Source organism: Pseudomonas sp. NFACC56-3 (assembly GCF_900100025.1).
Taxonomy (GTDB): Bacteria; Pseudomonadota; Gammaproteobacteria; order Pseudomonadales; family Pseudomonadaceae; genus Aquipseudomonas; species Aquipseudomonas fluorescens_AA.
In genome coordinates this window covers 1-13,136 of sequence record NZ_FMTK01000035.1, presented here as the reverse complement: position 1 = coordinate 13,136, position 13,136 = coordinate 1, and the positions used below count along the sequence as shown (strand labels likewise).

Sequence of the window (13,136 nt, the reverse complement as noted above, 5' to 3'; positions counted from 1 at the left end):
CCAGCCAATCTGGGGAAGGCATTTGAATGAGCTGGGAATCCAATCAGGCGCTGATGGCCAACCCATGCCGCCGATGATGCACGCTCAACTGATCCTTGATCAGCCGCAGCACCTTGGCCTCGTGCTCGTGAATGAAGAAGTGCCCGCCCGCCAGCATGTCCACCGAGAAGCTGCCGGTGGTTTCCTGGCGCCAACCCATCAGTTGCTCGGTGGTGGCCTTGTCGGTCGTGCCGCCGAACACATGCACCGGGCAGTCGAGCAGTGGCCGTTGCCGCGGCTGGAAACGTCCGCACAACAAAAAGTCGGCCCGCAGGATCGGCAGGGTCAGGGCCATCAGCTCTTCATTGGCCAGAATCTCCTCGCTCGTGCCGTTGAGGGTGCGCAGTTGCTCGATCAACTCAGCGTCGGTTTTCGCCTTGGCGAAACCGCGGTCGTAGTCGGCCCGCATCGTCGGCGCCGCAGTGCCGGAGGCAAACAGCGCCACCGGTTCCGGGCTGCCGAGTTCACGCAGGGTATGGGCGATCTCGCAGGCCAGCAGCGCGCCCAGGCTGTGGCCGAACAAGGCGTACGGGGCCTGGAGCGTCGGGTACAGCTCCCGCGCCAGTTGCATCGCCAACGGGCCCATGTCGGTGTGCAGCGGCTCGTCGAAGCGCGCCCCGCGTCCTGGCAGCTCCACCGGTTGCACATGCAGCCATTGCGGCAACTTGCGCCGCCAGCGGCTGTACACCATCGCGCTGGCGCCGGAATAAGGCAGGCACAGCAGGGTCAGTTGGGTCACTGCGGTTTTCTCCGATCGGTTGTGTAGGGAAGATAACGAAATCGTAACCTACAGAATTAGTCAAAACCGTTACGTTCGCTCCATCTTCCCCGTTCGACCTTATACTGGCGACCTCGACTCACTCCACCGCACAGGAGAACGCCATGGCCTGGTCCGCCAAGCAATACGTCACCTTCGAACAGGAACGTACCCGTCCGTCCCGGGACCTGCTCGCCGCCATTCCCCCCACGCAGGCCCGTTCGGTGATCGACCTGGGCTGTGGCCCGGGCAATTCCACCGAACTGTTGGTGGAACATTTCAGCGGCGCCACGGTGCGCGGCCTGGACAGTTCCAGCGACATGGTCGACGCCGCACGCAAACGCTTGCCCGCCGTGGCGTTCGACACCGCGGACATCGGCCACTGGGATGAACCCGGGCCGTTCGACGTGATCTTCGCCAACGCAGTGCTGCAATGGCTGCCCGACCACGCCACCCTGCTGCCCTCGCTGATCGGCAAACTCGCCCCCGGTGGCAGCCTGGCGATCCAGATGCCCGACAACCTGCAGCAGCCCTCCCACCGTTTGATGCGGGAAATCGCCACCAACGGTCCCTGGGCCAGCCAACTGGCCGGGGCGGCGGATTCGCGTACCGAGGTGAAGGATCCCAGCACTTATTACTCGATCCTCAAGCCCCACTGCAGCCGCGTCGATGTGTGGCGCACCACCTACCATCACCCCTTGGCCGGTGGCGCCCCAGGCGTGGTGGAATGGTTCAAGGGCAGCGGCTTGCGGCCGTTTCTCGAGCCGCTGGACGAGACGCAACGCGAGCAGTACCTGGCGCGCTATCTCAAGGCGATCGAGCAGGCTTATCCAGCCCTGGACGATGGGACCGTGCTGCTACCGTTTCCCCGGGTGTTCATGGTCGCGACGCGCTAGGGCGAAGGTCGGTGACGCAACGACGAGGGCCTAAATTTCTGCTCCGGGCCCTCGTTACCTGCTAAGACCAAAAACCCGCAAGAGTGACCGCCGTGGACCTGCAAACCATCCTGGGCAAGCTGTTCGCCAATGCCGGCGCCGTTGGTATCGAAGGCGTCTTTCAATTCGTGTTCGGCCCGCACCAGGCGTACTGGTCCGAGGTCAAGGCCAGCAGCCGCACCGAGGCTGGCCGCCACACCCGCCCCGACGTCACCATCGAGGTGGCGGAGAAGGACTTCCTCGGGATCATGGCCGGCATGGCCAACGTGGAAGAACTGTTCGCCAGCGGTCGCCTGAAGATCGGCGGCAACATGGGCCTGGCGACGTTGCTGCCGCAGATCATCGACCATGCCCGGCATGGCGGTGGCGTGGTGGAAAAGGTCGACATGAACAAGCGCTACCCCACCCCACCGCGCTTCAGCGAAAAGCTCACCGCCAGCCTGCCGACCCAACGCAGCGTGCAACGACGGCCTCGCAGCGGGCTATCGGTGCAGGAATTTCGCGCCCAGTACCTGCCCCACGGCATTCCGCTGGTCATCAGCGACGCCTTGCAGGACTGGCCGTTGTTCAAGCTCAGCCGCGAAGAATCCCTGGTGCATTTTGCCGAACTGCAAGGCATCACCCGCCACGGCGACTACGTGAAGAAAACCTTCTCCACCGAGCGGGACTTTCGCTCCACGTCCATGGCCGACTTCATCGCCTCCCTCGACAGCCCGGCGGCCAAGGGCCCCGACGGCGAACCACCGGCCTACATGGGCAACAACATCCTGCCGGCGCGGCTGATGGAGCAGATCAAGCTTCCGCCCTACTTCGACCCGTCACTGTTCATCCCACCGCGCATCTGGATCGGCCCCAAGGGCACCCTGACGCCGCTGCACCGCGACGACACCGACAATCTGTTCGCCCAAGTCTGGGGCCAGAAAATCTTCACCCTCGCCGCGCCTCACCACCGCGAAGCCCTGGGCACCTGGTCCACGGCTCCCCAAGGTGGGCTGGACGGCTGCGATTTCAACCCGGACGCGCCGGACTACCAACGCTTCCCCCACGCCCGGGACGTGACCTTCATGCGCGTGACGCTGGAGGCTGGGGATTTGCTGTTTTTGCCGGAAGGCTGGTTCCATCAGGTGGAGTCGGTGTCGACGTCGTTGTCGGTGAATTTCTGGGTGAATTCAGGGCGGGGTTGGTAGGAGCCAAAGGTTTTGTGTGCGGCTGGAATATGAAGACAGCTTCACCCAAGTGAACTCCACCCTCCTCACACCAGTCAGCAGGTAAGGCCCTCCATTCAAGGTGCTAGACCATGCAGATATCCCTCGCCCGACAGGTTGCCCTGGTCACCGGCGCCAGCTCCGGCATTGGCGCAGGCTCGGCCAGGGCGTTGGCCGACGCCGGAGCCGCGGTGGTGCTCAACTACCACTCCAGCGCCGGCCCGGCGCAAGACCTCGCCCGTGAAATCAACGCCAACGGCGGCCGCGCCATCGCCGTGGGTGCCGATGTGTCGAAGGAACAGGAGGTCGAGCAGTTGTTCGCCCAAACCCTCGAAGCCTTTGGCACGCTGGACATCCTGGTGGCCAATTCCGGCCTGCAAAAAGACGCCGCCGCCGTCGACATGAGCCTGGAAGATTGGAACACCGTGATCGGCACCAACCTCACCGGCCAGTTCCTCTGTGCCCGCGCCGCCCTGCGGATCTTCAACCGCCAGGGGATTCGCCAGGGCGTGTCCCGGGCTGCCGGCAAGATCATCCACATGAGTTCGGTGCACCAGCGCATTCCCTGGGCCGGCCACGTCAATTACGCCGCGTCCAAGGGCGGTGTCGATCTGCTGATGCAGAGCCTAGCCCAGGAAACCAGCCACCAGCGCATCCGCATCAACAGCATCGCCCCCGGTGCCATCCGCACGGCGATCAATCGCGAAGCCACCGAGGGCGAGCAGGAGCAAAAGCTGCTGGAACTGATTCCCTACGGTCGCGTCGGCGATGTGGAGGACGTCGCCAACGCGGTGGTCTGGCTGGCCTCGGACTTGTCCGATTATGTGGTGGGCACCACGCTGTTCATCGATGGCGGGATGAGCCTTTATCCGGGGTTTCGTGGCAATGGCTGATCATGACGAACCGCAAAGCCCCATCGAAAACCACGGCATCATTGGCGACATGCGCACTGCCGCGCTGGTCAATGATCGCGGCAGTGTCGATTTTTTCTGCTGGCCGGAATTCGACAGCCCGTCGATCTTCTGCTCGCTGCTGGACACTCCGCAAGCTGGCATTTTCCAGCTCGCGCCAGACCTGCCGGATGCCCGTCGCCAACAAATCTACCTGCCCGACACCAACGTCCTGCAAACCCGCTGGCTGAGCGACGGCGCCGTGGTGGAAATCACCGACCTGCTGCCCATCGGCGACAGCGAGGACGATCTGCCGGTGTTGATCCGCCGGGTGCGCATGACCATCGGCAGCGCGACGTTTCGCCTACGCTGCGCGGTGCGTCACGACTATGCCCGGGCCGCCACCACCGCGCGCCAGGACGGTGCCCACATCTGTTTCGAGGCGCCGGGACAACCGAGCCTGCGCTTGTGCGCCGACCAACCCCTGACGCTGGACGGTAACGCAGCGGTGGCCGAGTTCACCCTTACGCAAGGCCAGAGCGCCGAGTTCCTGCTGGGCGGCATCGACGACCCCCGCCTTCAGGACGACGTCAGCACGATATGCCTGGAGCGGACCCTGGCGTTCTGGCGCGGCTGGGTCGGCCAATCCAACTATCGCGGACGCTGGCGGGAAATGGTCAATCGCTCGGCCCTGGCGCTGAAACTGCTGACCTCGCGCAAACACGGCGCCATCCTGGCCGCCGCCACCTTCGGCCTGCCGGAAACCCGCGGCGGCGAGCGCAACTGGGATTATCGCTACACCTGGATCCGCGACGCTTCGTTCACGGTCTACGCATTCATGCGCCTGGGCTTCGTCGAAGAAGCCAACGCCTACATGCGCTGGTTGCGCGAGCGGGTCAGCGACTGCTGCGACCAGCCGACCAAACTCAACATCCTCTACGGCCTGGACGGCAGGCTGGAGCTGCCGGAGACGGAGTTGCCGCACCTGAGCGGTTTCGGTGGTGCGCAGCCGGTGCGCATCGGTAACCTGGCCTACCAGCAGGTGCAGTTGGATATTTTCGGCGAGTTGATGGACGCGGTGTACCTGGTCAACAAATACGGCGAAGCCATCTCCCATCAAGGCTGGAAACACACTGTCGACGTGGTCGACCAGGTGTGCGAGGTCTGGCAGGACAAAGACGTGGGCATCTGGGAAATGCGCGGCGACACGCAGCATTTCCTGCATTCGCGGCTGATGTGCTGGGTCGCCGTCGACCGCGCCATCCGCCTGGCCGAAAAACGCTCCCTGCCCGCTCCCTTCGCCCGCTGGGACGAGACCCGCCAGGCCATCTACCAAGACATCTGGACCAACTTCTGGAACGAGGAGCACCAGCATTTCGTCCAGCGCCTGGGCAGCACCGCCCTGGACGGTTCGATGCTGTTGATGCCCCTGGTGCGTTTCGTCAGCGCCCGTGACCCGCGCTGGCTCTCGACGCTCGATGCCATCGAAAAACACCTGGTGCGCGACGGCATGGTCTATCGCTACCGCAACGACGACAGCCCCATCGACGGCCTCAGCGGCATCGAAGGCTCATTCGCGGCCTGCTCGTTCTGGTACGTCGAATGCCTGGCCCGCGCCGGCCGCGTGGAAAAAGCCCAGCTGGAATTCGAACAACTGCTACGCTACGCCAACCCGCTGGGGCTGTACGCCGAAGAGTTCGACAGCCACGGCTACCACCTGGGCAACACGCCCCAAGCCTTGACCCATCTGGCGTTGATCAGCGCGGCAAGTTTTCTGGACCGCAAGTTGAGCGGGGAGAAGAATCATTGGCAGCCGTGAGCGGAGTGGTTTGTGGCGAGGGCGCTTGCTCCCGCTCGACTGCGCAGCAGGCGCAAGAATCCTGGGGTCGCTTCGCAACCCAGCGGGAGCAAGCTCCCTCGCCACAAGAGCGGTGTGTCAGTTAGCCGGTCGTCTCCAGGTCATCCAACGCACGGTTGGCCAGCAACCTGGCCAACTCGATCAACTGCTGAATCCCCAGCGCCACGTGCCGCCGGGACCCCTCCAGCTCGAATCCCAGGTCACTGACCAGCGCATCGGCCGAGGCCAGGGTTTCGCTGAGGCTGGTCAGCACCGATTCGGTATTGAGGCCGGGGACCACGGTGAACACCTGGCCGTCCTGGGTATCGGGTTTGGCTGGGGTGGGAGACAAGGTTTATTCTCGGCGGCTTCGCGGAGTTTTTTTGTGTCGAGGGTGGTGTAGGCAGAAAGGTCTTCGGCGCGTGGAGGGTTGGGGGTGATCTTGACCATTGTGAAACTCCTGACTTGAAGTTGAGCTCACCCACCTCGTGACCAAACGAAGGTGGTGGGCTATACGCAGGTTGGTCAACCGGGAAGTCAGGCACCCGGCGCACTCGAAAGTGCCCCGCGCACAGCCCACCGCAAAGCATACCGACAAGCACACAAAAAAGCGCCGACATGCTGAGGTTGGCGCGTGTGCGCCTGACATTGGACGGGTGACCAAACCCGGTCGCTGATTTTGCAGCGACGAGCAAAGCCTATCCCCGCCCCTTCCGAACCGGCAACCGACGCGTCTCGTCAGAAAATTCCGGTGCACCACATTTTTTGTAGGAACACATAACCTGTGGCGAGGGAGCTTGCTCCCGCTCGACTGCGCAGCAGGCGCAAGAATCCTGGGGTCGCTTCGCAACCCAGCGGGAGCAAGCTCCCTCGCCACAAGAGCGGTGTGTCAGTTAGCCGGTCGTCTCCAGGTCATCCAACGCACGGTTGGCCAGCAATCTGGCCAACTCGATCAACTGCTGAATCCCCAGCGCCACGTGCCGCCGGGAACCCTCCAGCTCGAATCCCAGGTCACTGACCAGCGCATCGGCCGAGGCCAGGGTTTCGCTGAGGCTGGTCAGCACCGATTCGGTATTGAGGCCGGGGACCACGGTGAACACCTGGCCGTCCTGGGTATCGGGTTTGGCTGGGGTGGGAGACAATAAGTGGGTCCGGCGGCTTCGCGGAGTTTTTTTGTGTCGAGGGTGGTGTAGGCAGAAAGGTCTTCGGCGCGTGGAGGGTTAGGGGTGATCTTGACCATGATATGAATCTCCATTCGAACGTGGAGTTCACCATTTCCGCGACCAAGCAGAAGGTGGCGAACTGTACGCAGGTTGGTCGACCAGGGAATGGAAACCCGGCAGGGCCCGAAGCCCTCCCACGCACAGTCAGCCATAAAGCAGACAGCCGCTCGCGCGGCACCGTGCGCCATTCTAAACCCGGTCGCTGATTTTGCAGCGACGGGCAAAGCCTATCCCCGCCCCTTCCGAACCGACAACCGACGCGACTCGTCAGAAAATTCCCGGAGCACCACATTTTTTGTAGGAACACATAACCTGTGGCGAGGGAGCTTGCTCCCGCTCGACTGCGCAGCAGGCGCAAAATCTTCCAGCCTCCAAAGAATCGGCGTCTGGTGTGGGGGTCACTTCACAACCCAGCGGGAGCAAGCTCCCTCGCCACAAGAGCATTGCAGTCTCCGGGTCCCCATTTATCACTCCGTCCCGTTAGAAGTTGCCAGCCCCCCAAACCCCTCCTAAGATCGATGCTCTCACGGGTGCAGCGGAGCTGCCCGATAAAAACCCGACTCAAGGACCTGACATGACCCATATCAAACGCCCCATCACCACCCCACCCCGAACAGGCCTGACCCGCGAGGACCTCTGGGAAGGCCAGGACCGGGGCCTGATCAAGTGCTGGGAAATCGGCCGCGACCGGGCGATGAAGTTTCCCGAGCTGGCGCAACGTTGCCTGGCCGGTGAATTGCCGGTGCTGGGTTGGAAAGGTGGCGTCAGCCGCAGCCTGAAGAAAAATGAAAAATTCGGTTGCCTTAAGTACCTCGCTCAATGGCAGGGCCTGCGCAGTGAAGACCTGGACATCGACCTGACCCAGGAGCGTACCCTGACCTGTTCCAGCACGAACATGATCGTGACGTTTACCCCGGATCGGGCTAAATACGTCAATCAGGAACCTGCCTGAACGCAACCGCACACTGCCAGAGGCCGACATGAACCTTGAACCCAGGATCGACTTCGCCGTCACGCCATTGCTGCGCATCGCCTACGAAGAACACGGCCCCGCCAGCGGCGACCCCATCATCCTGCTGCACGGTTTTCCTTACGACCCCAGGGCGTTCGATGAAGTCGCGCCGGCCCTGGCCCAGCGTGGCTACCGGGTCATCGTGCCCTACCTGCGCGGCTACGGCCCGACCCGCTTCAACAACCCGGACATCATGCGTTCCGGCCAGCAAGCGGCGTTGGCCCAGGACCTGCTGGACCTGATGCACGTACTCTCCATCCCCCAAGCGGCGCTGTGCGGCTACGACTGGGGCGGTCGGGCGGCGTGTATCGTCGCGGCCCTGTGGCCCGAGCGTGTGCGCTGCCTGGTGACCGGCGATGGCTACAACCTGCAGGACATACCACGCTCCACGCAGCCGCTGGACCCGGAAACCGAACATCGCCTGTGGTACCAGTATTACTTCCACACGGCCCGGGGCGTCGAGGGCCTGACCCGCAACCGGCGTGAACTGTGTGGCTTGCTCTGGCGCCTGTGGTCACCGACCTGGACACGGGGCGCCGAACTGTACCCCCTCAGCGCCGCGTCGTTCGATAACCCGGACTTCGTCGACGTGGTGATCCACTCCTACCGTCATCGCTTCATGTACGCGCCGGGCGACCCGACGCTGGATTGGATGGAGGAACGGCTGGCGGCACAGCCGGCCATCAGCGTGCCGAGCATTTCCCTGTGCGGCGCCGATGACGGCGTGGGGCCCGCGTCGGAACACGATGAAGACGTCGAGCATTTCACGGGGTTCTATGAGCGCCGAGTGCTGCCCGGTGTTGGCCACAATATTCCCCAGGAAGCCCCCGAGGCCACGCTCAAGGCATTGCTGGATCTGCTTGAGGGCTGATGGCGAATCGCTCGCGATAGGCCTGGGGCGTCACGCCCATGGCCCGCAGGAAACTGCGGCGCAGGGTTTCTTCGCTGCCGAAGCCACATTGCACCGCCACCCGCTTGATCGACACCGCCGTGTCGGCCAGCAGGCGGCGAGCGGTTTCCACGCGAATCAACTCCACGGCCCGCGCCGGGGTCTGGCCGGTCTCGGCGCGGTAGTGCCGTACAAAGCTGCGTTCGCTCATACCCACCTCGGCGGCCAGGCTCGACAGGCCCAGGTCACGGGTGAGGTTTTCGGCGATCCAGGCATGCAGGTCGTCAAACCGACTGCCTTGCTTTTGTAGCGACAAGGTCACGCTGAACTGCGATTGACCACCAGGGCGCTTGAGAAACACCACCAGGTGCCGGGCGACCTCCAGCGCCACCGCGCGGCCCAGGTCCTCCTCGACCAGCGCCAGGGCCAGGTCGATGCCGGCCGTGACCCCTGCCGAGGTCCAGACCGGACCGTCATTGATGAAAATCGGGTTGGGTTCGACCCGCAATTGCGGATGTTGCTCGGCCAGTTGTTCACAGCGAGTCCAATGCGTCACCACGCGCCGTCCGTCCAGCCAACCGCTGGCGGCCAGCAGGAACGCCCCGGTGCACACCGACGCCACCCGGCGCGAACGCAGGCCATGATCCTTGACCCAGGCCACCAGCGCCGGGTCCTTCGCCGCTTCGTACACGCCCCAGCCGCCGGCGATCAACAGCGTGTCGCTGCCTTCGCTCGGCAGCGGCTCGGCCATCAGCGCCAAGCCTGCCGAGGACATTACCGCCCCACCGCCCACGGCGATGACCGTCGGCGTGTACGGCAGCGGCAGGCCTTGCTGGCGGGCCAGATCGTTGGCCGATGCGAAGACCTGCAAGGGCCCGGTGACATCGAGCACTTGCACATTGGCGAAGGCCAGGACATGAACGGTTTTCGGTGGTTTGGGCATATTGGCGTGATTCGTGGGCTTATTGGCGTATACGCCAGAGCCTACGGATCTAAAGTAAAACCGTCCACCCCTCGGGCATCATCCAAAGGAGAACGCGACATGACGTTGCAGATCGGTTTGCTGTTATTCCCCCAAGTCCAGCAGTTGGACCTGACCGGCCCTTATGACGTGCTGGCCTCGTTGCCCGACGTGAAGGTCCACCTGGTCTGGAAAGACCTGGCACCGGTCACCGGCAGCACCGGGCTGATGCTGCTGCCCACCATCACATTCGAGGACTGCCCGAAGCTGGACGTGATCTGCGTCCCCGGCGGCATCGGCGTCGGCCCCCTGATGGAAGACGAACAGACACTGGCCTTCATCAAGCGGCAAGCCGCCGACGCGAAATACATCACTTCGGTGTGTACCGGTGCGCTGGTGCTCGGTGCCGCGGGCCTGCTGCAAGGCAAGCGTGCCACCACCCACTGGGCCTATCACAGCCTGCTGCAAACCCTGGGCGCGACGCCGATCAAGGAGCGCGTCGTCCGCGATGGCAACCTGCTCACCGGTGGCGGCATCACGGCCGGGATCGACTTTGCCTTGACCCTGGCGGCCGAACTGTTCGACCAGGACACCGCCGAGCTGGTCCAACTGCAACTCGAATACGCCCCTGCCCCACCGTTCAACGCCGGCAGCCCGGACACCGCGCCGACGCGCGTGCTGGAAGAAGCGAACCGGCGTGCGGCCGAGTCGTTCCGGGTGCGCTCGCAAATCACTCAGCGTGCTGCGGCGCGCTTGGAACGGGCGTAACGATCAGTCCCGATGGGAATGAAATCCGTGGTGAGGGGAGCTGTCCCCTCACCACAAAGGTCATCGGTTTATCATCCCTCCTGGCGATACAACACCATCCCCGCGTGGTAGAGCACGCCTTCGCGAAAATCCCCATCGGCGGTGAAACCGGTGTCGTCGTGGTATTCGATATGGTCATCCTGCAGCCAGTAGTCGCCCTGATATGCGCTCTCACGTAAACCTCGCGCCTCGTCATAGCGTCCGCCCGGCAGCAGCCGATGGCGAATCACGCCATCAGCCGTCACCCATAGGCCGACGAATTTATCCTGGTCTCCAAATGCCTTTCTCATGGGACATCTCCTGTCGGTCAAGTCGGTCAGAATGGACTGGCGGTTGGCCGCACGATCAGTTCGCTGACGTCTACGTCCGCCGGTTGCTCGATGGCGTAGGCGATCGCCCGTGCGATGGCTTCGGCCGGAATGGAGATCCTGCGGAACTCACGCATTTCGGCACGCCCACCTTCATCGGAAATGCTATCGGCCAGTTCCGATTCGGTCACGCCGGGGGAAATCACCGTCACCCGCACATCGCCCCCGACTTCCTGGCGCAAGCCCTCGGAAATCGCCCGCACGGCATACTTGGTGGCGCAATACACGGCGGCCGTCGGGCTGACGGCGTAGGCACCGATGGAGGCGATGTTGATGAACTGGCCGCTGCGCTGACGCTGCATCAACGGCAGACCGGCGGCGATGCCGTGGAGCACGCCGCGGATATTGACGTCGATCATGCGATCCCACTCCTCGACTTTCAGCGCCTCGAGCTTGGAGAGCGGCATGACCCCGGCGTTGTTGATGATCACGTCGACCTTACCGAACCGCTCGACAGCGAAATCGACGAAGTCCTGAACATCTTCGCGACGGGTCACGTCCAGCGCTTTACAAACCGCCTGCTGGCCGGCGGCTTCGAGTTCCTGCACCAGGGTTTGCAAACGATCGATGCGCCGCGCGCCAAGCACGACACAAGCACCGCGAGCCGCCAGCAACCGCGCCGCGGCTTCACCAATCCCGCTGCTGGCGCCGGTGATGACCACAACTTTGTTTTGAATATCGGACATGATGGTTCCCTCGACTGGATGTATTGGCTCCCGGTGGGAGCGTTTTGACAGGTCCAGATTAGGGAACCAGCCGAGGCCGGGGTTAGCCGGATCCTCCTGCGCACTTGCACGATCCTGTAGCGATAGATCCGACTCTGGTCGACAGCCGCGCAATCGGTTTTACTAGCGCGGTCTATTCATTTTGGCCAGGGAGGTTGCTTGGCATGTCGGTATCCACGTCCATCCACATTGCGCCAGACGACAGCGTCAATCAGCGTCGCGCCGAAATAGCGAGCCTGATGATGCGCTTCGCCCCGGAATTCGGCGTCCATCCCACGGCCATCGAAGCGTTGCACCTGATCCGCTGCGACCAGCCGACCGAAGCCCTGCACGTCGTGCATAAGCCCGGCCTGTGCGTGATCATCGAGGGCCGCAAGGAAGTGCGCCTGGCTGATGAATGCTACGTGTATGACCCCCTCAATTACTTGGTGGTCTCGGTGACCCTGCCGTTGTCCGGCCAGGTGATTCAAGCCAGTCCCGAGCGTCCCTACCTGTGCATCCGCCTCGACATCGATCCGGCACAGATCTGCCGCCTGATCGCCGACGCCAGCCCCATCGGCGTGCCGACCGAAAGAACCGATCGTGGATTGTTCCTGGATCGCATCGATGCGCCATTACTCGACGCGATGTTGCGCTTGCTGCGGCTGCTGGACAGCCCGGGCGATATCGCCACCCTCGCGCCGCTGGCCCAGCAGGAAATTTTCTACCGGCTGCTGCGTGGCGCCCAAGGCCAGCGCTTGCACGAAATCGCCATTCCCGACACCCAGACCCATCGCATCAGCCGCGCCATCGAGTGGCTCAATACTCATTACGCCAAGCCACTGAGCATCGACAGCCTGGCACAAATGATCAATCTCAGCCCTTCGGCCCTGCATCACCGCTTCAAAGCCGTGACCGCCATGAGCCCGCTGCAATACCAGAAGCAGTTGCGCCTGCAAGAAGCCCGACGATTGTTGTTGGCGGAGAACAGCGACGTTTCGTCAATCGGCTACAAGGTGGGGTATGAAAGCCCTTCGCAGTTCAGCCGCGAATACAGCCGTCTATTTGGCGCCTCGCCGAGCAAGGACATCGCGCGTTTGCGTGCCCAGGCCCTGCAAGCCAGTAGTGCCTGATTCTGCACACAGACAGGATCAGGCAAAACCAGGGCAGTATCCGTCTAACGCCCGCCCCCGCCTCGCCCCTAATCTGAACCCATGCAGCAAGACAACCGTCGCGGCTGCAACGGGTTCAGCAGATCACGACATCTGAACGACCCGGCACTCAACCTGATATGACCGGAGTCTTTACCATGAAAACGTTCAACACCTTGATCGCCATTACCACCTTCGCCCTGAGCGCCAGTGCGTTTGCCCTGCCGAGCCAGCAACAAGACCGTTTCTTTACCTGGGCTGGCGATTACCAGCAGCCGGTGGCCGCTGATGGCGCGGATCGGACGCCAGGGGGCCAGATCTTGGCTGCCGATGGTGCCGAGCGTACCCCTGGGGGCCA

12 protein-coding genes and 3 pseudogenes are annotated in these 13,136 nt (G+C 63.2%); 9 read left to right on the top strand and 6 right to left on the bottom strand.

Going from position 1 to position 13,136, the window contains the following annotated elements:
• Nucleotides 1–43: 43 nt before the first annotated feature.
• Nucleotides 44–778 carry a thioesterase II family protein gene (locus BLO80_RS28230; RefSeq protein ID WP_092334150.1) on the bottom strand — a complete coding sequence of 245 codons (735 nt, stop codon included), beginning with the start codon at nt 776–778 and terminating at the stop codon, nt 44–46.
• Nucleotides 779–921: 143 nt separating this feature from the next.
• On the opposite strand from BLO80_RS28230, the gene tam reads away from it, so the two are divergent.
• The 4 genes from tam (at nt 922) to BLO80_RS28210 (ending at nt 5,645) form a co-directional block, all read left to right on the top strand.
• On the top strand, nt 922–1,692 hold the full coding sequence (tam, locus tag BLO80_RS28225) for a trans-aconitate 2-methyltransferase (RefSeq protein ID WP_092334148.1): 771 nt from the start codon (nt 922–924) through the stop codon (nt 1,690–1,692).
• Nucleotides 1,693–1,784: 92 nt separating this feature from the next.
• Complete coding sequence (locus tag BLO80_RS28220; RefSeq protein ID WP_092334146.1) at nt 1,785–2,918, top strand: cupin-like domain-containing protein; 1,134 nt, start codon at nt 1,785–1,787, stop codon at nt 2,916–2,918.
• A gap of 110 nt (nt 2,919–3,028) precedes the next feature.
• Nucleotides 3,029–3,829: an SDR family oxidoreductase gene (locus BLO80_RS28215; RefSeq protein ID WP_092334144.1), complete on the top strand. Its 801-nt coding sequence runs from the start codon at nt 3,029–3,031 to the stop codon at nt 3,827–3,829.
• Nucleotides 3,822–5,645: a glycoside hydrolase family 15 protein gene (locus BLO80_RS28210; RefSeq protein ID WP_092334142.1), complete on the top strand. Its 1,824-nt coding sequence runs from the start codon at nt 3,822–3,824 to the stop codon at nt 5,643–5,645. The genes BLO80_RS28215 and BLO80_RS28210 overlap by 8 nt, the downstream gene beginning before the upstream one ends.
• Before the next feature lie 121 nt (nt 5,646–5,766).
• On the opposite strand, the pseudogene BLO80_RS28205 reads toward BLO80_RS28210, so the two are convergent.
• Nucleotides 5,767–6,113 (bottom strand): annotated as a pseudogene (locus tag BLO80_RS28205) (DUF6124 family protein).
• Nucleotides 6,114–6,556: 443 nt separating this feature from the next.
• Nucleotides 6,557–6,903 (bottom strand): annotated as a pseudogene (locus BLO80_RS28195) (DUF6124 family protein).
• 557 nt (nt 6,904–7,460) lie between these two features.
• Between BLO80_RS28195 and BLO80_RS28190 the strand changes: the two are divergent.
• On the top strand, nt 7,461–7,838 hold the full coding sequence (locus BLO80_RS28190) for a hypothetical protein (RefSeq protein WP_092204208.1): 378 nt from the start codon (nt 7,461–7,463) through the stop codon (nt 7,836–7,838).
• Nucleotides 7,839–7,866: 28 nt separating this feature from the next.
• Nucleotides 7,867–8,769 (top strand): alpha/beta fold hydrolase, encoded by a 903-nt coding sequence (locus BLO80_RS28185; RefSeq protein WP_092334138.1) that lies wholly within the window; start codon nt 7,867–7,869, stop codon nt 8,767–8,769.
• On the opposite strand, the gene BLO80_RS28180 is transcribed toward BLO80_RS28185, so the two are convergent.
• Complete coding sequence (locus BLO80_RS28180) at nt 8,738–9,730, bottom strand: GlxA family transcriptional regulator (protein WP_092334137.1); 993 nt, start codon at nt 9,728–9,730, stop codon at nt 8,738–8,740. The genes BLO80_RS28185 and BLO80_RS28180 overlap by 32 nt on opposite strands.
• A gap of 99 nt (nt 9,731–9,829) precedes the next feature.
• On the opposite strand from BLO80_RS28180, the gene inhA reads away from it, so the two are divergent.
• Nucleotides 9,830–10,516 (top strand): isonitrile hydratase, encoded by a 687-nt coding sequence (gene inhA, locus BLO80_RS28175; protein ID WP_092334135.1) that lies wholly within the window; start codon nt 9,830–9,832, stop codon nt 10,514–10,516.
• 71 nt (nt 10,517–10,587) lie between these two features.
• Here the strand turns inward: inhA and BLO80_RS28170 are convergent, their stop codons facing one another.
• Both BLO80_RS28170 and BLO80_RS28165 read right to left on the bottom strand, forming a co-directional pair.
• Nucleotides 10,588–10,845: an Atu4866 domain-containing protein gene (locus BLO80_RS28170; RefSeq protein WP_014337384.1), complete on the bottom strand. Its 258-nt coding sequence runs from the start codon at nt 10,843–10,845 to the stop codon at nt 10,588–10,590.
• 26 nt (nt 10,846–10,871) lie between these two features.
• Nucleotides 10,872–11,609, bottom strand: coding sequence for an SDR family oxidoreductase (locus BLO80_RS28165; protein ID WP_092334133.1), 738 nt, complete (start codon nt 11,607–11,609; stop codon nt 10,872–10,874).
• Nucleotides 11,610–11,812: 203 nt separating this feature from the next.
• Between BLO80_RS28165 and BLO80_RS28160 the strand changes: the two genes are divergently transcribed.
• Nucleotides 11,813–12,760, top strand: a complete 948-nt coding sequence (locus BLO80_RS28160) for an AraC family transcriptional regulator (RefSeq protein WP_092334131.1) — start codon at nt 11,813–11,815, stop codon at nt 12,758–12,760.
• 176 nt (nt 12,761–12,936) lie between these two features.
• Nucleotides 12,937–13,136 (top strand): annotated as a pseudogene (locus BLO80_RS28155) (hypothetical protein); the annotation flags it as partial.

Coding starts and splice junctions, on each gene's coding strand:
- BLO80_RS28215 (WP_092334144.1), top strand. CDS start 3,029: ATGCAGATATCCCTCGCCCGACAGGTTGCCCTGGTCACCGGCGCCAGC.
- BLO80_RS28180 (WP_092334137.1), bottom strand. CDS start 9,730: ATGCCCAAACCACCGAAAACCGTTCATGTCCTGGCCTTCGCCAATGTG.
- BLO80_RS28185 (WP_092334138.1), top strand. CDS start 7,867: ATGAACCTTGAACCCAGGATCGACTTCGCCGTCACGCCATTGCTGCGC.
- tam (WP_092334148.1), top strand. CDS start 922: ATGGCCTGGTCCGCCAAGCAATACGTCACCTTCGAACAGGAACGTACC.
- BLO80_RS28160 (WP_092334131.1), top strand. CDS start 11,813: ATGTCGGTATCCACGTCCATCCACATTGCGCCAGACGACAGCGTCAAT.
- BLO80_RS28210 (WP_092334142.1), top strand. CDS start 3,822: ATGGCTGATCATGACGAACCGCAAAGCCCCATCGAAAACCACGGCATC.
- BLO80_RS28165 (WP_092334133.1), bottom strand. CDS start 11,609: ATGTCCGATATTCAAAACAAAGTTGTGGTCATCACCGGCGCCAGCAGC.
- BLO80_RS28170 (WP_014337384.1), bottom strand. CDS start 10,845: ATGAGAAAGGCATTTGGAGACCAGGATAAATTCGTCGGCCTATGGGTG.
- inhA (WP_092334135.1), top strand. CDS start 9,830: ATGACGTTGCAGATCGGTTTGCTGTTATTCCCCCAAGTCCAGCAGTTG.
- BLO80_RS28190 (WP_092204208.1), top strand. CDS start 7,461: ATGACCCATATCAAACGCCCCATCACCACCCCACCCCGAACAGGCCTG.